Origin of the sequence: Streptomyces sp. NBC_00353, assembly GCF_036108815.1 — a bacterium.
Taxonomy (GTDB): Bacteria; Actinomycetota; Actinomycetes; order Streptomycetales; family Streptomycetaceae; genus Streptomyces.
In genome coordinates this window covers 5,351,559-5,375,616 of the sequence record NZ_CP107985.1, presented here as the reverse complement: position 1 = coordinate 5,375,616, position 24,058 = coordinate 5,351,559, and the positions used below count along the sequence as shown (strand labels likewise).

Sequence of the window (24,058 nt, the reverse complement as noted above, 5' to 3'; positions counted from 1 at the left end):
GGCCCCCGCGCACATCGTTACCATGCGGGGACGCAGCAACCGACAACGATCGACAGCAGCTGACTACGACGAGGGACGGACAGGCGCGTGGCCGAGGCGGCAGACATTCAGGGGATCAGTCACTCTCCTGCCCGCCGGTGGCTGCGGCGCACAGCCTCCGTGATCCTCGGAGCGCCGCTCGTCGCCGCTCTCCTGGCCGGTCCGGCCGTGCCCGGAGCGCAGGCCGACGAGGCGAGCAAGGCTCCGACCGGCTCCAGCACCGTCGACGTGACCCTGGACTCCCTGGCGCCCAGCGCGCCGGTGAAGGGGGACACACTCACTGTCTCCGGCACTTTGACCAACAGGAGCAAGGAAGCGGTCACCGATGCCCGGGTCGACCTGCGGGTGGGGCCGCGACTGTTCGGCAGGACATCCATCGACGCGGCAGCCGAACGCACCGGGTATGTGCCCGGCAGCGATCCGGCGGCGATCGGCGGCAAGTACACGCTGAAGATCGCGAAGCTCCCGTCCGGGATCACCCAGAACTTCACGCTGTCCGTGCCCGTGGGCAAGCTGGGGCTCGACGACGCCGGTGTCTACCAGTTCGGCGTCTCGCTGTCCGGACAGACCTCCCGTGCCCCGTACGAGCAGGTCCTCGGCATCGAGCGGACCTTCCTTCCCTGGCAGGAGGACGAAAGTGACTCCAGGACCCGGATCACCTATCTCTGGCCGCTGATCGCGTCGGCCCACCTCACTGCCGAGACGGGTTCCGACGAGCAGCAGACCCCGGTCTTCGCCGACGACGACCTCGCCGCGGAGCTCGCTCCGGGCGGGCGCCTCGAGCAGATGGTCTCGCTGGGCACCCAGCTTCCTGTGACCTGGGTGATCGACCCGGATCTGCTGGCCGGTGTCGACGCGATGACGAAGAGCTACCGCATCAAGGTCGGCGATACCACCATCGCCGGGAAGAACCAGGCCGTCGCCAAGCAGTGGCTCACCAAGCTGGAGACAGCTGTGGCGGACGACAAGGTCGTCGCGCTGCCGTTCGCCGACCCGGATCTGGCGTCCCTCGCCCACCGCGGAAAGAACGTCTCGGGAAGCCTCAGCCACCTGCAGAACGCCACCGAGGTGGCCGGCCCCACGGTGGAGACCGTCCTGCATGTGAAGCCGTCCACGGACTTCGCGTGGCCGGTCGAAGGCGCCATCGATCCGTCGATCGTCGATGTCGCCACATCGGCCGGCGCGCACAACGTGATCGCCCGCAGCGACAGCCTCCAGGAGACCGGGGGACTGCCGTACACGCCGAGCGCGGCCCGTCCGATCGGTGGCGGCACCACCGCTGTCGTCGCCGACTACCGGCTCTCCAGGGCCTTCGAGGGGGACATGTCCAATGCGGGGAATTCCACCCTCGCCGTTCAGAAGTTCCTCGCCACGACCCTCGCCCTGAACAACCAGGACACGGACGCCGAACGCAGCATCGTCGTCGCACCGCAGAGGATGCCGACCGCCGCTCAGGCACAGTCGATGGCACGCGCCCTGCACGCCCTCGACGACGAACGGTGGACGCAGCCCCTCGACCTGGTGGACGCAGCCGAGGCGAAGCCCGACGCCGACGCGACGACGAGGGTTCCCGGGACTTCCCAGTACCCGAGGAAGCTCCGCAGCCAGGAGCTGCCCACCCAGGCCTTCCAGGACATCAAGGCCACCCAGGCCTCACTCGACAGCTTCCGGGTCATCCTCACCCAGCCCGAGCGGGTGGTCACACCCTTCGGCAACGCGATCAACCGGTCCATGTCGACCTCGTGGCGCGGCAAGCCGCTGGAGGCACAGCAGTACCGGGACGCGGTTCGCACGTATCTGCACGGCCTCACCAACGAGGTGCAACTCATCTCCAAGTCGGACGTCACCCTGTCCGGCCGCAGTGCCACCATCCCGGTGACCGTGCAGAACAAGCTGGTGCAGGGTGTCGATCATCTTGTTCTCCGGCTGAAGTCGGACAACGCGACGCGGCTCAGGCTGAACGACGGCGGCGCCGTGGCGGAGAAACCGATCCGCATCGCGGGTGGCCACAGCCAGTCCGTGAAGTTCGACGCCTCGGCGAACGCCAACGGCCAGGTGCAGGTGAGGGCGCAGCTCTACACCGAGGACAACACGCCGTACGGCGAGGAGATGACCTTCACGGTGAAGGTCTCAGAGGTCACACCGACCGTGCTGCTGGTGATCGCCGGCGGACTGTTGCTGCTGGTCCTCGCGGGCATCAGGATGTACACCCATCGCAAGCGTGCCAACGCGGACGGCCCGTCCGGAGGCGAAGGCGGTGAACCCGAGCAGCCGAGTGACCCGACGCCGGACACCGGTCCGGAAAGCGGGGAGCCGTCGGGCACGGGTGAGAAAGTGGACCGTTGAGCGATGTCTGTCGTGGCCGGTCGGCCGGGGACAATGAGGTGGGGTATCGATGAACGCGCCGTACGACGGTGACCGCGGTCAGGGTGCGGGCGGAGCTGGGCCTTCCGACGGATCCCCGACGCCTTCGGACCCGGGGCAGGTGGATCCGGCGCCGGACCCGTACCTCCAGGACGCGTACAACCACGATCCCTACCGCGCCCAGGACCTCTCCGCCCAGGACCCGGTGGCCGAGGTGCTGTACGACCGCGCCGCGCACCCGCCCCCGCCCCCTGGCACATACCAGTCTCCGCAGCCGCTCTACCAGCAGCCGCCCGCGGCGCAGTACGCCCCCGATCCGCGCGTCTGGGCGCAGACCCCGCCGCCCGAGCCCGCCGGGCCGTCCCGGCATCTGCCGTACGGCGAAGACGCGGCAACCACCCAGTTCGTCGGCGTCGACGACCTCGTCACCCAGGCGTCCGGGGGCCACGAGGAACCGGATGCGTTCGCGCACCTGTTCCGGGACCAGGAGGGGCCGGCCGGGCCCCCCGTTCCGCCCGAGCCCGAACCGGCTCCGACGCCCGCCCCGCCGAAGTCCGGCGGCCGGGCCTCCAGCCTGCTGAAGTCCAGCGCGGTGATGGCGGCCGGCACCCTGGTGTCCCGGCTCACCGGATTCGTACGCAGCCTGGTGATCACCGCTGCGTTGGGTGCGGCGCTGCTCGGTGACAGCTTCACCATCGCCTACACGCTGCCGACAATGATCTACATCCTCACCGTCGGCGGCGGACTCAACTCGGTCTTCGTTCCTCAGCTCGTCCGTTCCATGAAGGACGACGAGGACGGCGGCGAGGCCTATGCCAACCGTCTGCTGACCCTTGTGATGGTCGCGCTCGGCGTGATCGTGGCGATCGCGGTCTTCGCCGCACCCCTGTTGATCCACCTGATGTCGAGCACGATCGCGAACGACCCGGCGGCCGACAACGTCGCCACCACGTTTGCCCGGTACTGCCTGCCCACCATCTTCTTCATGGGCGTGCATGTGGTGATGGGCCAGATCCTGAACGCCCGCGGCAGGTTCGGCGCGATGATGTGGACCCCGGTCCTCAACAACATCGTCATGATCTTCACGTTCGGCATGTTCATCTGGGTCTACGGCACCTCCGCCGAATCCCACATGGGTGTGCAGACCATTCCGCCGGAGGGCATCCGGCTGCTGGGCATCGGCACGCTGCTCGGTCTGGTCGTCCAGGCCCTGGCGATGATTCCGTATCTGCGCGAGGCCGGGTTCCGCTTCCGTCCGCGCTTCGACTGGAAGGGCCACGGCCTCGGTAAAACGGTCAAGCTGGCCAAGTGGACCGTCCTGTTCGTCTTCGCCAACCAGGCCGGTGTCCTGGTCGTCACGCAGCTGGCGACCGCGGCCGGCAAGGCTTCCGGTAGGAACGGCGCGGGTTTCCTCGCCTACTCCAATGCCCAGCTGATCTGGGGAATGCCGCAGGCGATCATCACCGTCTCGGTCATGGCGGCCCTGCTGCCCCGTATCTCCCGCGCCGCCCACGACAACGACCCCGGCGCGGTCCGTGACGACATCTCCCAGGGGCTGCGCAACTCCGCCGTGGCGATCGTGCCGGTGGCCTTCGCATTTCTCGCGCTCGGCGTCCCGATGTGCACCCTGCTGTACTCGTCCAGCGGCACCGAGGCTGCCCGGTCCATGGGCTTCATCCTGATGGCGTTCGGACTCGGCCTCATCCCGTACTCCGTGCAGTACGTCGTGCTGCGCGGCTTCTATGCGTACGAGGACACCCGCACGCCGTTCTACAACACGGTCATCGTCGCCGCGGTCAACGCTGCCGCCTCCGCTCTCTGCTACGTGGTCCTTCCGGCCCAGTGGGCGGTCGTCGGCATGGCGGCCTCGTACGGGCTGGCCTACGCCGTCGGCGTGGGCATCGCCTGGCGTCGACTGCGCAACCGGCTGGGCGGCGACCTGGACGGCGCCCATGTCGTGCGTACGTACGCCCGCCTGTGCCTCGCAGCGATCCCTGCAGCGATCATCGGCGGCGGCGTGGGCTTCGCCCTGCTGCTGAGCCTGGGCGAGGGTGCTTTCGGTTCGCTGGTCGCGTTGATCTTGGGCGGGGCCGCGCTCATGGGGGTCTTCTTCGTCGCTGCGAAGCGGATGCGGATCGAAGAGATCAACGGCATGGTCGGTATGGTCCGCGGACGGCTCGGACGCTGAAGACCGGCAGCCCGCACAACCATCGCCGGTCTCCGTGTGTCGTGCATAGCGCTGGAGTGTGGGCACAATTGGCGTGACTGTGCAGAGCTGGCTGGCATCGCGCAACGGATGGGGAGGCAGGAACGACGGTGGCGGAACGTAGCACGGCTGCCGTCGACGTGGCCGACAACAGCGGTGATGAACCGCTGACCGCCAAGGCGGACGAGGCCACGACCGACGGGACGACAGAAGCCCAGGACACGGAGGGCACAAGCCCCCAGGACGCGGACGGTGAGCGAAGCAGCTCTGAAGCCGCCGCAGCGACCCCGGACCTGCACAGCGGTCACAAACTGGCCAGACGCTACCGGTTGGAGGAGTGCGTCACCCGTCTGGACGGATTCAGCAGCTGGCGTGCTGTCGACGAGAAACTGCGCCGCGCGGTGGGTGTCCATCTGCTCCCGGCGGACCATCCGCGAGCCCGTTCCGTGCTGGCCGCGGCCCGGTCCTCCGCGCTGCTCGGGGACCCGCGATTCGTGCAGGTTCTCGACGCGGTCGAGGAGGACGACCTCGTCTATGTCGTCCACGAATGGCTCCCCGACGCCACCGAGCTGACGGCTCTGCTGGCCGCCGGTCCGATGGACGCTCACGACGCCTACCAACTGGTCAGCCAGGTATCCCAGGCCATGGCGGCCGCGCACCGTGAGGGCCTCGCGCATCTGAGGCTCACCCCGGGTGCGGTACTGCGGAGTTCGACCGGCCAGTACCGGATCCGTGGCCTCGCCGTGAACGCCGCCCTGCGCGGCATTACCGCCGACGGTCCGCAGCGCGCGGACACCGAGGCGATCGGCGCCCTGCTCTATGCCGCATTGACGCAGCGCTGGCCGTACGAGATCGATGCCTACGGTCTCACCGGGCTCCCCAAGGGTGTGGGGCTGATCGCCCCCGACCAGGTGCGGGCCGGAGTTCACCGCGGTCTCTCCGAACTCGCCATGCGTGCCCTCGTCAACGACGGGGCCACCGCTTCCCGGCAGGAGCAGCCGTGCACCACACCGGACGAGCTGGCCAAGGCGGTCGCGGCGATGCCCCGCATCCGCCCGCCGGAGCCCACCTTCACGGCTCCGCCGGAGTACCAGCGCACGACCTATCAGCAGGGCAGCTACGGGCGTCCGCCCGCCAGCCCCGGCGTTCCCGTGACGCAGCCCGTGATGGCCACACCGCCGGCACCGCTCCAGAGTCGCACCGGCAAGGCGCTCAAGTGGGCCGTGTCAGCCCTCCTCATCGCGGCCCTGGGCCTCGGCAGCTGGCAGCTCGCGGAGACACTCCTCGACCGAGGCAAGGAGACGGACGACCCGGGGACCACACAGACGGATCCGGAGAACGGTGACAAACCTTCGCCTGCCCCGGCCAAGCCGCTGCGGCTCAGCGGTGCGACAGAGTTCATGCCCAGCGGGTCGGGAATCAAGCAACAGGACGCACCGAACGCCGTCGACGGCAAGTCCGACACGGCCTGGATCACCCCCAGGTACGAGGGCTACCCGAATTTCGGGAACCTCGCGCCCCGCAGAGACGGCAGCGGCATAGTCGTTGACCTGGGCAGTGTGCAGAACGTCAGAGGCATCAAGGCCCAGCTGTACCGCAGCGGCCAGAAGATCGAAGTGCTCGCAGCTGCCGAAGACACCTCCGCTCCGTCGTCGCTTTCGGACTTCCCGCAGCGCCTCACCAAGCTGAGCAAGGCAGGAAGCATCCTGGAGGAGACACTCACCAAGCCCGTACGCACCCGCTACGTGCTGATCCATGTCACAGAACTCCCACCGGACGGTTCGGCAAGTTCCTTCCGTGGCGGGATCTCGGAGATCTCCGTACTCGGCTGACCGAGCAGGCCGGCAGGGACCAACCTCCCTGCCGGCCTGCCGCATGTCCGGCCGGTGGTGATCGCAGCCTTCGCTGAACCGATCTTCCTCATCTCTATGCCGCACGACATATGAATCGTGATAGACAGACGGCCCCGACGCACAGAGGGAGGGAGGGGAGGTGGCCTCCGAGCCGTCAGAGCCACTCAGCGACTCAGACCTCCTCGCTCGCCATGTAGCCGGTGAACCGGATGCTTTCGGTGAGCTCGTCCGACGCCACCGAGACCGGCTGTGGGCCGTGGCACTACGGACCCTGGGTGACCGTGAGGAAGCAGCCGATGCGGTCCAGGACGCCCTGGTCTCCGCCTTCCGGGCCGCCCATACCTTCCGTGGCCAGTCCGCCGTCACCACCTGGCTGCACCGCATCACTGTCAACGCATGCCTCGACCGGGTCCGTAAGGCCGCCACACGCAGGACCTCACCGGTCGACGACACCGAGCGGCTCGAGCAGCTTCTTGAGCCTCACGAATCCGCCGAGGCGCCGGCCGAACGCCAGGATCTGCACCGTGAACTTCTGGCAGCGCTCGGCACCCTTCCCGCCGAGCAGCGCGCCGCGCTTGTCCTCGTGGACATGCAGGGATACCCCGTGGCCGAGGCCGCCCGCATCCTCGACGTACCGACCGGCACGGTGAAGAGCCGCTGCGCGCGGGGCCGGGCCCGGCTCGCTCCTCTGCTTGTCCATCTGCGCAGCGAGGGCGGAGAGGCCGGTGAACTAGGCGTCAGAAGGAACCGGACGCAGAGAGCATCCGTCCCACCCGCGTCGGGGCCGAGGGACGCAGGAACCAGTGATCCTGCCGGAGCGAAGGGCGGAGGTGGGCAAACATGACATCAACGGCCGACACGACCCAGCACCCGGATGTCTCGGAGATCTCCGACCTCACCGAAGGGCTGCTGTCTCCGTCCCGCACGGCGGAAGTACGCCGTCACGTGGACGAGTGCGGCATCTGCAGAGAGGTCCTGGTCTCTCTCGAAGAGATCCGTGCGCTGCTCGGCGCCCTGCCTGCTCCCGAGCGCATGCCCGACGACATCGCAGACCGCATCCATGCCGCACTGGCCGCCGAACCACTTCGCACCCCGGACGACGCGGCAGATGTTTCACGTGAAACAGAGGCCGTCGTAGGACACGATCAGGAAGCCGGAGATCAGGAGGCAGAGGGCCAGGAGACACAGCCCGCCCTCGCGGACCGCCCCACGGGACACCCGCGGGCCACCACCGGCCCCGGCCGCCGACCCGCACGACGCCGCCGCCGCGGCATCGTTCTCGGCACAGCCCTCGGTGCAGCCATGGTCGGCGTGAGCGTCCTCATGCTGCAGACGGTCCAGAATTCCGCGGACTCTTCAGGGGCCAGCAAGGCCAAGGCTGCCGACAGCGGCGTCAGCGCCCCCGAGGACGGAGTGAACGCGTTCTCGGGTTCTCCGCTCAGCCGACACGTGGAAGCGCTCCTGAACAACACCGGCATGCCCGCCTCAGGGGAATCAGACGAGAAGCGAGCACCGTCCGTCGAGATGCAGTCGACGCCGGATACCGAGTCCGCCACGCCCTCCTCGCCCAAAACGCCGCTGCGTACCCCCGCAGTGACAGTCCCGGCCTGCATCCAGCAGGGCATCGGACGAAGGACTGCCGCTCTCGCCATCGAGGAAGGCACCTACGAAGGAACGCACGCCTACCTCGTAGTCCTGCCGCACCAGACCAGCGCGGCGCTCGTCCAGGCCTATGTCATGGACGCCAGCTGTGTCGACGCAGACCCCACGGGCAAGGGCAAGCTGCTCCTGACCCACAGCTACGCCCGCCCCTGAGAATCGTGCCGGGCGCCGCTCCGGCACGTCGGGAATGCATCCCCCGTAGGATCCGTTGGGTGGGGTGTGAGTCGTTGAACCGACCCCATTAGGCGTGGACAGTAGGCAGTCTGCAGAGACGAGGAAGAAACCCGTGAGCGACGTCCGTAATGTGATCATCATCGGCTCCGGGCCTGCGGGCTACACCGCGGCCCTCTATACCGCGCGTGCGTCGCTGAAGCCCCTGGTGTTCGAGGGCGCCGTGACTGCTGGTGGCGCTCTGATGAACACCACCGACGTGGAGAACTTCCCGGGGTTCCAGGACGGCATCATGGGCCCCGAGCTCATGGACAACATGCGCGCCCAGGCGGAGCGGTTCGGTGCCGAGCTCATCCCCGACGATGTGGTTGCCGTCGATCTGGCCGGTGACATCAAGACCGTCACCGACACGGCAGGCACGGTGCACCGCGCCAAGGCCGTCATCGTCACCACCGGCTCTCAGCACCGGAAGCTCGGCCTGCCGAACGAGGACGCCCTCTCCGGACGTGGTGTCTCCTGGTGCGCGACCTGTGACGGCTTCTTCTTCAAGGACCAGGACATCGCCGTGGTCGGCGGTGGCGACACGGCTATGGAGGAGGCAACGTTCCTCTCCCGCTTCGCCAAGTCGGTCACGATCGTCCACCGCCGCGACTCGCTGCGGGCCTCCAAGGCCATGCAGGAGCGAGCCTTCGCCGACCCGAAGATCAAGTTCGCCTGGGACAGCGAGGTCGCCGGGGTCCACGGCGAGCAGAAGCTCTCCGGGCTGACGCTACGCAACACCAAGACCGGCGAGATGTCCGAGCTCGCGGTCACCGGCCTTTTCATCGCTGTCGGCCACGACCCGCGTACGGAGCTCTTCAAGGGCCAGCTCGACCTCGATGACGAGGGCTACCTCAAGGTCAGTGCTCCGTCGACGCGCACCAACGTGACCGGCGTCTTCGGTGCCGGCGACGTCGTCGACCACACTTACCGGCAGGCCATCACCGCTGCCGGCACCGGCTGCTCCGCCGCCCTCGACGCCGAGCGCTTCCTTTCCGCGCTCGCCGACGAGGAGAAGGCCGCTGCGGCCGCCGTCTGATCCACGCCTCTCACCCCACACCCCGCAAAGTTAAGGAGGCCGCCGTGGCCGGCGCCCTGAAGAACGTGACTGACGACTCCTTCGACGAGGACGTCCTGAAGAGCGAGAAGCCCGTACTGGTGGACTTCTGGGCCGCCTGGTGCGGTCCGTGCCGCCAGATCGCCCCGTCGCTGGAGGCAATCGCGGCTGAGCACGGCGACAAGATCGAGATCGTCAAGCTCAACATCGACGAGAACCCGGCCACCGCTGCCAAGTACGGCGTGATGTCCATCCCGACGTTGAACGTGTACCAGGGCGGCGAGGTCGCCAAGACCATCGTCGGCGCCAAGCCGAAGGCCGCCATCCTCCGCGACCTCGAAGGCTTCATCGCCGAGTAAGGCCACGGTCCGCTGTTTCACGTGAAACGGGTCCATCCCCTGGGGATGGACCCGTTTCACGTTGTCGTGGCTCCCGGATCACAGCGGGCGCAGCGCCGGCTCCTTCTGCACGGCACCGAGCAGCCGGTCCAGCGCCAGCTCGACGTCTTCCTTCCACGAGAGCGTCGTGCGCAGCTCCAGTCTCAGCCGTGGATGAACCGGATGCGGACGTACGGTCTTGAAGCCCACCGCCAGCAGATGGTCTGCCGGGAGCACACACGCCGGTTCCTTCCACCGGGCATCCCCGAACGCCTCGATCGCCTTGAATCCCCGTCGCAGCAGATCCTTGGCGACGGTCTGCACCATGACACGCCCGAGTCCCTGGCCCTGGTAGCCGGGCGTGATCCAAGCAGTCATCAACTGCACGGCGTCAGGGGAGACCGGGCTGGTGGGAAAGGCCGTCGAGCGCGGCACATACGCCGGTGGTGCATAGAGAACGAAGCCGACCGGTACGTCGTCCACGTAGACGACACGGCCGCAGGATCCCCATTCCAGAAGGACAGCGGAGATCCAGGCCTCCTTCTCCAGCTCCGGGGTCCCTGCCTTTATCGCAGCTTCCCCACTGACCGGATCAAGTTCCCAGAAGACACACGAGCGGCACCGCTTGGGGAGATCGGGAAGGTTATCCAGTGTGAGCGGTACGAGCCGCCGTCCCATGAAGGCTGTTCCTCGCTTCCTTCGCCCGCCGCATCGCGTGCGGCGGCCAATGCGCTCCGTTCACGGAGCAGGCCGCCGACAAATCCTCCGACAGCCCCCAGGCCCAGCCCCACTGTCACCAGTTGGCTGCGGCTCACTGATCGCATGGCCCTCCCTCCGCCGAGGTGGATCAAGCTGATGTGCCATACCAGAACGAATCGTATCCACCCGGAGATGAAGTCGATACCGTGAGAAAGCAAAGGGCGGGCTGTATTCCGGCATGTTCCGGAATACAGCCCGCCCCGACGTTCCGCCGGACGTCAGCTCTCGCCGTCCTCGGCAGTCTCGTCGGAGAGACCCCGCTCCAGCACCCGGCCCTCTCCTGGCGCCAGGCTGCCGAGAATGCGGTCGAGATCTTCCATCGAGGCGAACTCGACGACAATCTTTCCCTTCTTCTGTCCGAGGTCGACCTTCACCCTGGTCTCGAAGCGGTCGGAGAGCCGCGAAGCAAGGTCGGAGAGCGCGGGCGACAACCGGCCGCCGGCCCGAGGTCCCTTGGACTTGGGAGTGCTGCTGGGGCGGGAGCTCATCAGCGTCACGATCTCCTCGACCGCTCGCACGGAGAGCCCCTCGGCCACGATGCGATGGGCCAGCCGGTCCTGCTCCTCGGAGTCGTCCACGGACAGCAGCGCCCTCGCATGGCCAGCGGACAGCACCCCGGCAGCGACCCTGCGCTGCACCGGCGGAGACAGGCGCAGCAGTCGCAGCGTGTTGGACACCTGCGGACGGGAGCGCCCGATCCGGTCGGCCAGCTGATCATGCGTGCACTTGAAGTCCTTGAGCAGCTGGTCGTACGCGGCTGCCTCCTCCAGCGGGTTCAATTGAGCCCGGTGCAGGTTCTCCAGGAGCGCATCCAGAAGCAGCTTCTCGTCGTCCGTGGCCCGGACAATGGCCGGGATCCGCTCCAGACCGGCCTCACGGCAGGCCCTCCAGCGCCGCTCGCCCATGATGAGCTCGTACCGTTCCGGCCCCAGCTTCCGCACGACTACGGGCTGGAGCAGGCCGACCTCCTTGATGGAGGTGACCAGCTCCGCGAGCGCGTCCTCGTCGAACACCTCACGCGGCTGACGAGGGTTCGGAGTGATGGATCCGATAGGAACCTCGGCGAAGTACGCCCCCGCGGCATCCGTCGGTCCCGCGGACGACTCGGAGTCGGCGGGTGCGCTCGGCTCCGGCACCACGGGAGCAGCCGTGAGTGTGGTCACCTTCGCGGCGGCCACGCCTCGCTCGGAGGTCATCACCGGGCTCACCCCCGGCGAGTCCGAACCCGCTCCGGAGGCCGGCACCTGACGTTCCTGCGGGGCAGCGGGAATCAGCGCACCGAGCCCACGCCCCAACCCTCTACGACGCTCACTCACTGGATCCCCTCCGAAATGTTCTGCTGGCTGTTCTGGCTGCCCGTCTGGGCATGCTGAGCCTCGTAATGCACCCCGACCCCCCGAAAGGCGATCTCACGAGCGGCTTCAAGATACGACAGGGACCCGCTGGAACCCGGGTCGTAGGTCAACACGGTCTGTCCGTAGCTCGGCGCCTCCGAGATCCGTACGGATCGAGGAATGCTTGTGCGCAGCACCTCCTTACCGAAGTGGCTGCGCACCTCCTCCGCCACCTGAGAAGCGAGCCTGGTCCTGCCGTCGTACATGGTGAGCAGGATCGTCGACACATGCAGATCGGGGTTGAGGTGCCCCCGAACGAGGTCGACGTTCCTCAGCAGCTGCCCCAATCCCTCCAGCGCGTAGTACTCGCACTGAATAGGAATCAGCACTTCGGCGCCAGCGACCAGGGCATTGACCGTCAGCAGACCGAGCGAAGGCGGGCAGTCGATGAGGATGTAGTCCAACGGCTGCTCATACGCCTGAATCGCCCGCTGCAGTCGACTCTCCCGCGCCACCAGCGACACCAGCTCGATCTCCGCACCGGCGAGATCGATGGTGGCCGGGGCGCAGAAGAGACCTTCGACGTCCGGGACGGGCTGAACCACGTCGGAGAGCGGCCTGCTCTCGACCAGGACGTCATAGATCGAGGGAACTTCGGCATGGTGATCAATGCCCAGTGCCGTGGAGGCATTGCCCTGCGGGTCGAGGTCGACCACGAGAACGCGTGCGCCGTGAAGGGCCAGCGAGGCGGCAAGGTTGACCGTCGTAGTGGTCTTGCCCACCCCGCCCTTCTGGTTGGCCACCACCATGACGCGCGTCTGGTCAGGACGGGGCAGCCCCTCGCCGGCACGGCCGAGGGCCTCGACGGCCAGCTGGGCTGCACGGCCGATGGGTGTGTCATCCATCGGCGGCGGTGTTTCACGTGAAACACCGTCCCCCGCCGATTCGGTTCGGGGACCGGGGACCGGATCGGTCATCGGTCCCGCGATGTTGGCGTCGGACCGCACGGATTCACTCTCCTCGACTTCAGGCTCGCAATGAGCAGAGCCTGCCATGCTTTCGGGGTCGCGAACCAGCGAGGCCCACTCTTCTGTGGATGAATCCACTCCTGTGGACAACCCCGTAGCCCTGACGGGCTTGCGATGCCGCGGCGCGGCAGCCGCGCGACCGCGACTGATGATTCCATGCAGCAGAGAGCGACGTTTCACGTGAAACACGATGCCCCTGCAGCGTAGCTACAGGGGCACGACACTCCGCATGCGGTGCATATGGCCGCTTGCGCGGAGCATCACTGGTAAACGGCGCAAACCGTATGTAACTGGCTATGCCACAGCGTTACGGCGCGGCCTCAGCGACGCCGCCGTGTACGGCTGACCCTGGCAGCCTTCGCCCTCTTTGCGGCGAACCTCACACCGCCCGGACTCTCACCGACCACCACCCGCACCACGGTGGACATCGGTTCGACCACGCCCTCACCGACGTGCAGCACCTCGGTGTCCACCACACCGAGCTTGCTCAAGGCCGCACGCGCGCCGCTGAGCTCCTCCTCGGCGGTATCGCCCTTGAGCGCAAGCATCTCTCCGTACGGACGCAGCAGTGGCACGCCCCAGCCCGCCAGCCGATCGAGCGGCGCCACGGCGCGAGCGGTCACGACATGAACCGGCTGCAGCGTCCCCAGGACCTCCTCGGCCCGGCCGCGGACGACCGTCACGTGGTCCAGCCCCAGCAGCTCGACAACTTCCTGAAGGAAATTCGTCCGCCGCAGCAGCGGCTCCAACAGGGTGATCTTCAGATCCGGACGCACCAGCGCCAGCGGAATACCCGGGAGACCGGCGCCGGAACCCACATCGCAGACCGTGACGCCCTCGGGCACGACCTCGGAGAGCACCGCACAGTTCAGCAGGTGCCGCTCCCACAGCCGCGGCACCTCACGAGGACCGATCAGCCCTCGCTTGACCCCGGCATCGGCAAGCAGCTCCGCGTACCGGACAGCCTCCGGGAAGAACTCACCGAAAACCGCCCGCGCCCCTTCGGGCGCCTGGGGAAGTTCTACCTCCGCCGTCACGGGAACCGTCCTTCCGTACCGCATTACCGCACTGTGGGTGGCTGACTATCAGGCTGACAAAGATCGGCCCCGCCTGCGAACAGACGGGGCCGACAGAACAGGGGTCCGGTCAGGCCGGGAGTACGACGACGAAGCGCTGCGGCTCCTCGCCCTCCGACTCACTGCGCAGACCTGCGGCCGCAACCGCATCATGCACAACCTTGCGCTCGAACGGCGTCATCGGGTCCAGCCTGACCGGTTCGCCGGTCTTCTTGACCTCGTCCGCGGCCTTGGCACCCAGCTCCGCGAGGACCGCACGCTTCTTGGCCCGGAAGCCCGCGATGTCCAGCATCAGCCGGCTGCGGTCACCGGTCTCCCGGTGCACGGCCAGTCGCGTCAGCTCCTGGAGCGCCTCCAGCACCTCACCGTCGCGGCCCACGAGCTTCTGCAGTTCACGTGCCGAGTCGCTGATGATCGAGACCGCGGCCCGGTCCGCCTCGACATCCATGTCGATGTCACCGTCGAGGTCGGCGATGTCGAGCAGGCCCTCGAGGTAGTCGGCTGCGATCTCCCCTTCCTGCTCGAGGCGGGTCAAGGTGTCGCTGCCCTCAGCGGCCGTGGAGGTGGTGCCTTCCGTCACGGATGGACTCCTTCTTACTTCTTGGACGGGTGCTTGGGCCGCTGCGGACCCTTGCGCTGTCCGGACTTGGCTTGGCGTGAGGAGCCGGACGCGGGCTTGCCCGCCGGCTTGGGCTTGTCGTCCTGCGGTGCGTCCTGCTTCTCCAGCGAGGTCTTGGGCTCCGATTCGGGGGAATCGGCCTCCTTCGCCGCGCCCTGCTGGGCGGCACCGCTCTGACGCTTCGCCTTGGTCTGGCGCTTGGGCTGCTGGCGCTTCTGCGCGGCTCCGCCCTCGGCCTCGGCGAGAGCGGTGTCGCTCTTGATCACCGTGCCGTCCTCCTGGGCGGCGAGGCCGAGCTTGGACAGTCCGGCGATGAACTTCCGCTCGATGTCGTTGCGGTCCGAGCCCTTGGAGACGATCCGCTTGACGGTGTTGCGCTTGGTCCTGCCGCGCACCTCACCGTGAGCGGTAACGCTCTTCAGCAGACGTCCCAGGTACTGGTCCTGCGCCTTGCTGCCCGGGGTCGGGTTCTGGTTGATCACGTACATCTGCTGACCCATGGTCCAGACGTTGGTGGTCAGCCAGTAGACGAGGACACCGACGGGGAAGTTGATGCCCATGACGGCAAAGATCAGCGGGAAGATGTACATCAGCATCTTCTGCTGCTGCATGTACGGCGTCTTGACCGTCAGGTCGACGTTCTTCGTCATCAGCTGGCGCTGGGTGAAGAACTGCGACGCCGACATCATCACGATCATGACCGCGGTGACGACGCGGACGTCGGTCAGCGAGGCACCGAGAGCGGCGACCTCCGACGCGCTGTCGGTGAACTTCGCAGCCAGTGGAGCGCCGAAGATGTGTGCCTGCCGGGCACTGTCCAGCAGCGGCTGGTTGATGACACCGATCGTCTTGCCCGAGGCGATGGCCGAGAGCACGTGATAGAGGGCGAAGAAGAACGGCGACTGCGCCAGGATGGGAAGGCACGAGGAGAGCGGGTTGGTACCCGTCTCCTTGTACAGCTTCATCATCTCTTCGGACTGACGCTGCTTGTCGCTCTTGTAGCGCTCCTGGATCGCCTTCATCTTCGGCTGGAGCACCTGCATGTTCCGGGTCGACTTGATCTGCTTAACAAAAAGCGGGATCAGGCAGATCCGGATCAGCACCACCAGGGACACGATGGACAGGCCCCAGGCCCACCCTGTGTCATCGCCGAAGATCGCTCCGTACAGCTTGTGGAACTGGACGATGACCCACGAAACGGGGTAGGTGATAAAGCTGAACAGACTGGCAATCGTGTCCACTAATCAGGCTCCTTGAGCTTTGGGCGAGGTCTCTGAGGCCAGGCTGGGAGGTTCGGAGACCGTCCCCCCAGGAGGCACATCAGCGGCGGAGTCCCCGCCCTTGTTGCCACGTATTGCATTACGCAGCAGTTCGTGCCAACGCGGGCGTTTGCGTGGCGGAACGTGATCCACGCCGCCGGGTGACCACGGATTGCATCGCAGGATGCGCCATGCGGTCAGCGCCGTTCCCTTGATCGCTCCGTGCCGGTCGATCGCCGTATATCCATAGTGGGAACACGACGGGTAGTAACGGCAGACGGGCCCGAGTAGTGGGCTGATCGTCCACTGATACAGCTTGATAAGAGCCAGCAGCGGGTACTTCATCGCACGCCCCCTCCCAGCAGCCGCTGAAGGGCGGCGTCCAGGTCTCGGGCCAGCTGTTCATGGTCGGCGTCGCCCGATCCGGGCAGCGCTCGTACGACAACCAGGCTACCGGGGGGCAGCAGGGCCAGTCGTTCGCGGACCAGATGGCGAAGCCTCCGCTTCACCGCTGTGCGTACGACCGCGCCACCCACGGCTTTGCTGACAACGAAACCCGCACGCGGCGGGGGAGCACTCTCCCCAGTCACGTGCGGGTCCGTTGCACCGCTGCGTAGATGAACGACGAGTAGCGGGCGGCCGGCCCGGCGTCCTCGACGTACTGCGGTCGCGAAGTCCTCGCGCCGCCTCAGCCGATTCTCGGTAGGCAGCACGTCATGACCTGTACGCGATCAGGCGGACAGGTTGGCGCGACCCTTGCCACGGCGGGACGCGAGAATCGCGCGGCCGGCACGGGTGCGCATACGCAGCCGGAAGCCGTGGGTCTTCGCGCGACGACGGTTGTTCGGCTGGAAGGTGCGCTTGCTCACTCGGGGGCTCCAGAAATGATCGTGTGTTGGCGGGACATCGCCTGGCTGTCACCGTGCGCCCACGAGAGACTCGCGTAAACGCCTTAGTGCACCGCTTCACAATCACTGATCGTGATCTTTGCCCATCGGAGGCAGGCGGCAGCAGCCATCGACAACTCGACCTGGTCACGGTACGCGCGGCTACGCCATCCGGTCAAACCGGCTCTGCGGTGGCCCTGCGACGGCCTTACCACGACCCGCGCTGTACACAGCCTGTGGACAACAACTTGAACGACGCGGGTCGGCCTGACTACCGTGGCTGAACTCCGGTTCTTTTTCTTCCCGCCTGCCGGGCCTTACCCATCCCGTCCCGAGAACCACACATTCGTGGGACCAGCGAGAGAGCGTGCCTTGTGGCTGACGTACCTGCCGATCTTGCCGCAGTGTGGCCACGAGTGCTGGAGCAGCTCCTCGGGGAGGGCCAGCAGGGCATCGAGCCGAAGGACAAGCAGTGGATCGAGCGCTGCCAGCCGCTCGCACTCGTCGCCGACACTGCACTGCTCGCCGTCCCCAACGAATGGGGCAAGCGTGTCCTGGAGGGCCGGCTCGCGCCGCTCATCAGCGAAACGCTGAGCCGGGAGTGCGGCCGCCCGATCCGGATCGCGATCACCGTCGACGACTCCGCCGGCGAACCGCCGAACCCGCCGGCGCCCCCGATGCACCAGTCCCAGCAGCCGCAGCAGCACCGCTACCAGGGACCGCAGCACGACGAACGGCAGCAGGACGACGGGTACGAGGGTTACGGCCACCGGCCCGCGGACGACGGCATGCCGACGGCCCGGCCGGCCTACCCCGACTACCAGCAGCAGCGCCCCGAGCCGGGCGCCTGGCCGCGCACTCCTGAGGATCTTTCCTGGCAGCAGCCCCGGCTCGGCGGTTTCCAGGAGCGCGACACATCCGCGGAGCAGTGGCGTGAGCAGCAGCACGACTACCGTCCGCAGCAGCCGCAGCACGACTACCGGTCGCAGCCGCCCGAGCGCCAGGGTTACGAGCAACAGCGCCCGGGGCGTCACGCCCTGCCCGAGCCCCAGCACCGGCAGGGTGGTCCCGGCACCGGACGCCCCGGCGGCGCCACCGGGCCGATGGGCGCACAGCCCGCACCCGCGCCCGGTCCCGGCGAGCCGCATGCCCGGCTGAACCCGAAGTACCTCTTCGACACCTTTGTCATCGGCGCGTCCAACCGGTTCGCGCACGCGGCTGCCGTCGCCGTCGCCGAGGCACCCGCGAAGGCGTACAACCCCCTCTTCATCTATGGGGAGTCGGGGCTCGGCAAGACCCACTTGCTGCATGCCATCGGGCACTACGCGCGCAGCCTCTACCCGGGCACCCGGGTGCGCTACGTGAGCTCCGAGGAGTTCACCAACGAGTTCATCAACTCGATCCGCGACGGCAAGGGCGACACCTTCCGCAAGCGGTACCGCGATGTGGACATCCTGCTGGTCGACGACATCCAGTTCCTGGCGAGCAAGGAGTCGACGCAGGAGGAGTTCTTCCACACCTTCAATACGCTCCACAACGCCAACAAGCAGATCGTGCTGTCCTCGGACCGGCCGCCCAAGCAGCTGGTCACCCTGGAGGACCGGCTGCGGAACCGCTTCGAGTGGGGGCTGACCACCGATGTGCAGCCGCCGGAGCTGGAGACGCGGATCGCGATCCTCCGCAAGAAGGCTGTGCAGGAGCAGCTCAACGCCCCGCCGGAGGTCCTGGAGTTCATCGCGTCCCGTATCTCGCGCAACATCCGCGAGCTGGAGGGCGCGCTGATCCGGGTGACGGCCTTCGCCAGCCTCAACCGGCAGCCGGTGGACCTCGGACTGACCGAGATCGTGCTCAAGGACCTGATCCCGGGCGGCGAGGACTCGGCCCCGGAAATCACGGCGTCGGCCATCATGGCGGCGACCGCGGACTACTTCGGTCTGACGGTGGAGGATCTCTGCGGATCCTCGCGCAGCCGGGTGCTGGTGACAGCTCGCCAGATCGCGATGTACCTCTGCCGCGAGCTGACCGATCTCTCGCTGCCCAAGATCGGCGCGCAGTTCGGCGGTCGCGACCATACGACCGTGATGCACGCTGACCGCAAGATCCGTGCGCTGATGGCGGAGCGACGCTCCATCTACAACCAGGTCACCGAACTCACCAACCGCATCAAGAACGGCTGACGGAGCGCCGGTACGGCATCTGTCACGTTCTCTGTACGGCGCCGGACGGGCGCCCCGGACGGACTCTCACACAGTCCTCGGGGCGCCCTTCGTCGTTTCGGGGACGCCCGCGAAGGTCTCCCCGAGGTCCTCCAGGGGGCTTCTGAAACGTCTCCGCGGACCCCCGCACCGTCTCGACGGGCCTCAAGAACGCTTCCGACGGGCGTCCGGAGCGCGTCCGAGACCCCTTCGAACGGCTTCCGTGCGTCTCCGTCGCGACCCCGGTGTTCGAATACATGCCTCCGACCTGGGGTTCTCCACAGATCTGGGGAGAATTCGCCCTCCACAGCCTGGGGACCACCAAGTTGTCCATACTGCTTCCACAGGGACGACGGCCGATACTTCATCAGGCCAGGTCAAGAGCCTGGGGATTTGTGGCCAACAGTGATCCACAGCCTGTGGACAGAATATTCGTCCACAAGGAGCATCCGATGTTGTCCACTGGCGGCCCACAGGCAGGGCCATGTTGTCCCCAGCTTCTCCACACCCCTGTCCACTGTTCGGCAACGTGACACCGCCTTTCACCGCGCAGAGTGAAAGGCGTCACACCAAGGAGCCTGGTTGGGCTGTGGGGAACCTGGGTAAAGCTGGGGACAGCCCTGGGGAGAAACACCCCCGCCCTGTGCATCGGGTGTGCAGAACTTTCGTGTGTCCACAGAAACACCGGGTTGTCCACCGGTGCCGCCCACAGGGCCGGTGGACAAAAAATGGGGTCTGACCTGCGGAAACGACGTTATCCACGGTTTCCACAGCCCCTACTACTACTGCCACTTAGAGTTAGCTCGGAATCTGCTTCGAAGTGGGGCCTGTGCACAACTCGACGCCGGAGCTCCCCGAACCTCTTGTCGCGACTTGACCCCGAGCAGCACCGAGTGTCGGTGCCGTACGTCAGACTGGTCCCCGGCGTCCTCCTCCTGCCATCGGCGGAGTGACCCCGACCAGACGACGAAGGCCAGCAGGGCGAGCGAGCAACAGCAGGAGGCGGTTCCGGTGAAGATCCGGGTGGAGCGCGATGTACTCGCGGAGGCGGTGGCCTGGGTGGCTCGCAGCCTTCCGGCCCGTCCGCCGGCGCCCGTTCTTGCGGGCCTTCTGCTGAAGGCTGAGGACGGGGCTCTCAGCTTCTCGAGCTTCGACTACGAGGTCTCGGCCCGGGTCTCGGTGGACGCCGAGGTCGAGGAGGACGGCACGGTGCTGGTCTCCGGCCGACTGCTCGCCGACATCTGCCGCGCCCTTCCCAACCGCCCGGTGGAGATTTCCACCGACGGTGTACGGGCCACGGTGGTCTGCGGCTCCTCGCGATTCACACTCCACACCCTTCCTGTGGAGGAGTACCCGGCGCTGCCGCAGATGCCGACCGCGACGGGCACGGTCCCCGGCGAGGTCTTCGCCTCCGCCGCCGCCCAGGTCGCCATCGCGGCGGGTCGCGACGACACGCTGCCCGTCCTGACCGGTGTGCGGATCGAGATCGAGGGCGACACGGTCACCCTGGCCTCCACCGACCGCTACCGCTTCGCGGTCCGTGAGTTCCTGTGGAAGCCGGAGAACCCGGACGCCTCGGCCGTCGCCCTGGTGCCCGCCAAGACGCTGCTGGATACCGCCAAGGCGCTGACCAGTGGGGACACGGTGACTCTGGCCCTGTCCGGCTCGGGTGCCGGTGAGGGCCTCATCGGCTTCGAGGGCGCGGGCCGGCGAACCACCACGCGGCTGCTCGAAGGTGATCTGCCGAAGTACCGGACGCTGTTCCCCACCGAGTTCAACTCGGTCGCGGTGATCGAGACCGCCCCGTTCGTCGAGGCTGTCAAGCGTGTGGCTCTCGTCGCCGAGCGGAACACCCCGGTGCGGCTCAGCTTCGAGCAGGGTGTGCTGATCCTGGAAGCCGGTTCCAGCGACGATGCACAGGCTGTGGAGCGTGTCGACGCCGTGCTGGACGGCGACGACATCTCGATCGCCTTCAACCCGACGTTCCTGCTCGACGGGCTCAGCGCGATCGACTCCCCGGTCGCCCAGCTCTCCTTCACGACGTCCACCAAGCCTGCGCTGCTCAGCGGCCGGCCCGCGGTGGATGCCGAGGCGGATGACGCGTACAAGTACCTGATCATGCCGGTCCGCCTCTCCGGCTGATACGACCGTCGGTCCGTCACGGCAGATCCCGACGGGCACGCTCAGCGCCGAGCATGCCCGTCGGCCTGTCCCCGCCCGGGCGTACGCTCGGCTTTGGGTACGAATCGGCACAACGCTTAAGGAATCTCTGATGGAGCTCGGTCTCGTCGGCCTCGGCAAGATGGGCGGCAACATGCGCGAGCGCATCCGCCGCGCAGGCCACACCGTCCTCGGTTATGACCGCAATCCGGACGTCTCCGATGTCCACAGTCTCGAAGAGCTTGTGGGCAAGCTGAAGGGCCCGCGGGTCATCTGGGTGATGGTCCCGGCCGGTGCGGCGACACAGTCCACGATCGACGAGCTGGCCGCGCTGCTGTCGCCCGGCGACATCGTCGTGGACGGCGGGAACTCCCGCTGGACGGACGACGAGAAGCACGCGGTCGAGCTGGGCATCAAGGGCATCGGCTTCGTCGACTGCGGTGTCTCCGGTGGCGTCTGGGGCCTGGAGAACGGCTACGCGCTGATGTACGGCGGCGACGCCGCCCACGTGGCGAAGGTCCAGCCGATCTTCGACGCCCTGAAGCCGGAGGGTGACTTCGGCTCCGTCCACGCGGGCAAGGTCGGCGCCGGCCACTTCGCGAAGATGGTCCACAACGGCATCGAGTACGCCATGATGCAGGCCTACGCCGAGGGCTGGGAACTGCTGGAGAAGGTCGACTCCGTCACCGACGTACGTGAGGTCTTCCGCTCCTGGCAGGAGGGCACGGTCATCCGTTCCTGGCTGCTCGACCTGGCGGTCAACGCGCTGGACGACGACGAGCACCTCGACAAGCTGCGCGGCTTCGCCGCCGACTCGGGTGAGGGACGCTGGACGGTGGAGGCGGCGATCGACAACGCGGTGCCGCTGCCCGCGATCACCGCGTCGCTCTTCGCGCGTTTCGCCTCGCGGCAGGACGACTCCCCGCAGATGAAGATGATCGCGGCGCTGCGCAACCAGTTCGGCGGCCACGCGGTCGAGAACAAGAAGTAACCGCAACGCAAGGCGGGCCGGACCAGCATCACCGGCCCGCGCTACGGAGCACGGAGCAGGAAGCCGGGAAGGTCGGCGTACACCCATGCATGTCACGCATCTCTCGCTGGCCAACTTCCGCTCGTACGCCCGGGTCGAGGTACCTCTTGATTCGGGCGTCACCGCGTTCGTGGGTGCCAACGGTCAGGGCAAGACGAATCTCGTCGAGGCCGTCGGCTACCTCGCGACGCTCGGCAGCCACCGCGTCTCCTCCGACGCGCCGCTCGTACGGATGGGCGCGGACCGGGCTGTCATCCGGGCCGCCGTCGCACAGGGCGAGCGCTCCCAGCTGATCGAGCTCGAGCTCAACCCGGGCAAGGCCAATCGCGCCAGGATCAATAGATCGTCGCAGGTCAGGCCGCGTGATGTGCTGGGGATCGTACGGACGGTGCTGTTCGCTCCGGAGGATCTGGCGCTGGTCAAGGGCGATCCCGGGGAGCGCCGGCGCTTCCTCGACGAGCTGATCACGGCGCGTTCGCCGCGGATGGCGGGGGTCCGCTCGGACTACGAGCGGGTGCTGAAGCAGCGCAACACCCTGCTGAAATCTGCGGCGATGGCGCGCCGGCACGGTGGCCGGTCGATGGATCTGTCCACCCTCGATGTGTGGGACCAGCATCTGGGCCGGGTGGGCGCGGAGCTGCTGGCGCAGCGGCTCGATCTGATCGCGACCCTGCAGCCGCTGGCCGACAAGGCGTATGCGGATGTCGCGCCCGGCGGTGGCCCCGTGACCTTGGAGTACCGCAGTTCGGTCGGTGCGGGCGTGGAGCCGGCCCGTACCCGGGACGAGCTGTACGAGCAGCTGATCGCCGCCCTCGCGGAGGTGCGTAAGCAGGAGATCGAGCGGGGTGTGACGCTGGTCGGCCCGCACCGCGACGATCTGCTGTTGGGGCTGCGCGGCATGCCCGCCAAGGGGTACGCGAGCCATGGCGAGTCCTGGTCGTACGCGTTGGCGCTGCGGCTGGCTTCGTACGATCTGCTGCGCAGCGAGGGCAATGAGCCGGTGCTCGTCCTGGACGATGTCTTCGCCGAGCTGGATGCGCGGCGCAGGGAGCGGTTGGCGGAGTTGGTGGCTCCGGGCGAGCAGGTGCTGGTGACGGCCGCGGTGGACGATGACGTTCCGGGCGTGTTGGCGGGTACGCGGTACACGGTTTCGGCGGGCGAGGTGGAGCGCGTATGAGTGGCTCCGGTGGTGCGGCGAAGGGCATGGGCGCTGCCGGCGGCTCGGGCCCGCAGGAACCGGCGCGCGAGACGAAGCAGCCGGAGGCGTCGGGGGTCGATCTGGCTCGGGTGGCGTTGCGTGCCGCGAAGGAGCAGGCCCGGGCGCGGGGCGCTGCGGCCCAGCAGAAGAAGCAGGCCAGACGGGGTGGCGGTCTGCGTTCCGGGGCGCGGGCGGACGGCCGTGATCCGTTGCCGCTGGGCGCTGCGATCAATCGTCTGATCACCGAGCGTGGCTGGGAGGCGCCTGCTGCGGTGGGCGGGGTGATGGGTCGGTGGCCGCAGATCGTCGGTGAGGATCTGGCCAATCACTGTGTGCCGTTGCGTTATGACGAGGACCCCGAGGAGCGGGTGCTCACGGTGCAGTGCGACTCGACGGCGTGGGCGACGCAGCTGCGGCTGCTGGCGCCGCAGCTGGTGGCGCGGCTCAATGCGGATCTGGGGCACGGCACAGTGAAGTTGATCAAGGTGCTGGGGCCGGGCGGTCCGCAGCGCAGGTTCGGTCCGCTGCGCGCGCCGGGGAGCACCGGCCCGGGCGACACGTACGGCTGACCTGCACTTTCTCTCCTTGTTCGGCCCTCTGTCGGCCTCCGGCGGCAACCGTTCCCGGTTCCGCCGAGGCTCGGCTGTGGCGGTGTGCTGCCTGGTGCGTTGTGCTGCCCGCGGGTTCCGGGATATGTCGTTCTGTGGCGATTGAAACCGTACGGATCGGCTGATGCGTCCCTCAC

General features: G+C 67.5%; 21 protein-coding genes. 12 read left to right on the top strand and 9 right to left on the bottom strand.

Annotation, left to right across the window (positions count from 1 at the left end; all coding sequences use genetic code 11):
• Positions 1-87: 87 nt before the first annotated feature.
• The 7 genes from OHA88_RS24335 to trxA all read left to right on the top strand — a co-directional run bounded on the left by OHA88_RS24335 (position 88) and on the right by trxA (position 9,750).
• The gene (locus tag OHA88_RS24335) at positions 88-2,385 is read left to right on the top strand and encodes a DUF6049 family protein (RefSeq protein WP_328627057.1); all 2,298 of its coding nucleotides are present in this window, start codon (positions 88-90) and stop codon (positions 2,383-2,385) included.
• Between the two features lie 49 nt (positions 2,386-2,434).
• On the top strand, positions 2,435-4,591 hold the full coding sequence (gene murJ, locus OHA88_RS24330; RefSeq protein ID WP_328627056.1) for a murein biosynthesis integral membrane protein MurJ: 2,157 nt from the start codon (positions 2,435-2,437) through the stop codon (positions 4,589-4,591).
• A 128-nt stretch (positions 4,592-4,719) separates the two neighbouring features.
• Positions 4,720-6,441, top strand: coding sequence for a protein kinase family protein (locus OHA88_RS24325; protein ID WP_328627055.1), 1,722 nt, complete (start codon positions 4,720-4,722; stop codon positions 6,439-6,441).
• Between the two features lie 160 nt (positions 6,442-6,601).
• On the top strand, positions 6,602-7,306 hold the full coding sequence (gene sigM / locus OHA88_RS24320; protein WP_328627054.1) for an RNA polymerase sigma factor SigM: 705 nt from the start codon (positions 6,602-6,604) through the stop codon (positions 7,304-7,306).
• Positions 7,303-8,277, top strand: coding sequence for an anti-sigma factor family protein (locus OHA88_RS24315; RefSeq protein ID WP_328627053.1), 975 nt, complete (start codon positions 7,303-7,305; stop codon positions 8,275-8,277). The genes sigM and OHA88_RS24315 overlap by 4 nt, the downstream gene beginning before the upstream one ends.
• A 133-nt stretch (positions 8,278-8,410) precedes the next feature.
• On the top strand, positions 8,411-9,373 hold the full coding sequence (gene trxB, locus OHA88_RS24310; RefSeq protein ID WP_328627052.1) for a thioredoxin-disulfide reductase: 963 nt from the start codon (positions 8,411-8,413) through the stop codon (positions 9,371-9,373).
• Positions 9,374-9,417: 44 nt separating this feature from the next.
• On the top strand, positions 9,418-9,750 hold the full coding sequence (gene trxA, locus OHA88_RS24305; protein ID WP_030930508.1) for a thioredoxin: 333 nt from the start codon (positions 9,418-9,420) through the stop codon (positions 9,748-9,750).
• 78 nt (positions 9,751-9,828) lie between these two features.
• Here trxA and OHA88_RS24300 read toward each other — a convergent pair whose 3' ends face one another.
• The 9 genes from OHA88_RS24300 to rpmH all read right to left on the bottom strand — a co-directional run bounded on the left by OHA88_RS24300 (position 9,829) and on the right by rpmH (position 16,712).
• A complete protein-coding gene (locus tag OHA88_RS24300) occupies positions 9,829-10,446 on the bottom strand; it encodes a GNAT family N-acetyltransferase (RefSeq protein ID WP_313938240.1) in 618 nt (205 codons plus the stop codon).
• A gap of 299 nt (positions 10,447-10,745) precedes the next feature.
• A complete protein-coding gene (locus tag OHA88_RS24295) occupies positions 10,746-11,843 on the bottom strand; it encodes a ParB/RepB/Spo0J family partition protein (protein ID WP_328627051.1) in 1,098 nt (365 codons plus the stop codon).
• Positions 11,840-12,916, bottom strand: coding sequence for a ParA family protein (locus tag OHA88_RS24290; protein ID WP_313941610.1), 1,077 nt, complete (start codon positions 12,914-12,916; stop codon positions 11,840-11,842). Before OHA88_RS24290 ends, OHA88_RS24295 begins: the two co-directional genes overlap by 4 nt.
• Before the next feature lie 293 nt (positions 12,917-13,209).
• Entirely contained in the window at positions 13,210-13,926 is a 717-nt protein-coding gene (rsmG, locus tag OHA88_RS24285) for a 16S rRNA (guanine(527)-N(7))-methyltransferase RsmG (protein WP_328627050.1), read from the bottom strand.
• 109 nt (positions 13,927-14,035) lie between these two features.
• Entirely contained in the window at positions 14,036-14,545 is a 510-nt protein-coding gene (locus tag OHA88_RS24280) for a Jag family protein (RefSeq protein ID WP_267004094.1), read from the bottom strand.
• 14 nt (positions 14,546-14,559) lie between these two features.
• Positions 14,560-15,825, bottom strand: a complete 1,266-nt coding sequence (yidC, locus tag OHA88_RS24275) for a membrane protein insertase YidC (RefSeq protein WP_326628891.1) — start codon at positions 15,823-15,825, stop codon at positions 14,560-14,562.
• A 3-nt stretch (positions 15,826-15,828) separates the two neighbouring features.
• Positions 15,829-16,188 (bottom strand): membrane protein insertion efficiency factor YidD, encoded by a 360-nt coding sequence (gene yidD / locus OHA88_RS24270; protein ID WP_267004090.1) that lies wholly within the window; start codon positions 16,186-16,188, stop codon positions 15,829-15,831.
• Entirely contained in the window at positions 16,185-16,556 is a 372-nt protein-coding gene (gene rnpA / locus OHA88_RS24265; RefSeq protein ID WP_326604772.1) for a ribonuclease P protein component, read from the bottom strand. The genes yidD and rnpA overlap by 4 nt, the downstream gene beginning before the upstream one ends.
• An 18-nt stretch (positions 16,557-16,574) precedes the next feature.
• Entirely contained in the window at positions 16,575-16,712 is a 138-nt protein-coding gene (rpmH, locus tag OHA88_RS24260; protein ID WP_030930485.1) for a 50S ribosomal protein L34, read from the bottom strand.
• A gap of 392 nt (positions 16,713-17,104) precedes the next feature.
• Here rpmH and dnaA point away from each other — a divergent pair, with 392 nt between their 5' ends.
• From dnaA to OHA88_RS24235, 5 genes are all read left to right on the top strand, one after another.
• A complete protein-coding gene (dnaA, locus tag OHA88_RS24255; protein ID WP_267004088.1) occupies positions 17,105-18,907 on the top strand; it encodes a chromosomal replication initiator protein DnaA in 1,803 nt (600 codons plus the stop codon).
• Between the two features lie 1,029 nt (positions 18,908-19,936).
• Entirely contained in the window at positions 19,937-21,067 is a 1,131-nt protein-coding gene (gene dnaN / locus OHA88_RS24250) for a DNA polymerase III subunit beta (RefSeq protein ID WP_030930479.1), read from the top strand.
• Positions 21,068-21,197: 130 nt separating this feature from the next.
• Positions 21,198-22,076: a phosphogluconate dehydrogenase (NAD(+)-dependent, decarboxylating) gene (gene gnd / locus OHA88_RS24245; RefSeq protein ID WP_326604774.1), complete on the top strand. Its 879-nt coding sequence runs from the start codon at positions 21,198-21,200 to the stop codon at positions 22,074-22,076.
• A gap of 85 nt (positions 22,077-22,161) precedes the next feature.
• On the top strand, positions 22,162-23,292 hold the full coding sequence (gene recF, locus OHA88_RS24240) for a DNA replication/repair protein RecF (protein WP_328627049.1): 1,131 nt from the start codon (positions 22,162-22,164) through the stop codon (positions 23,290-23,292).
• The gene (locus tag OHA88_RS24235; RefSeq protein ID WP_443044290.1) at positions 23,289-23,882 is read left to right on the top strand and encodes a DUF721 domain-containing protein; all 594 of its coding nucleotides are present in this window, start codon (positions 23,289-23,291) and stop codon (positions 23,880-23,882) included. The genes recF and OHA88_RS24235 overlap by 4 nt, the downstream gene beginning before the upstream one ends.
• Positions 23,883-24,058 lie beyond the last annotated feature (176 nt).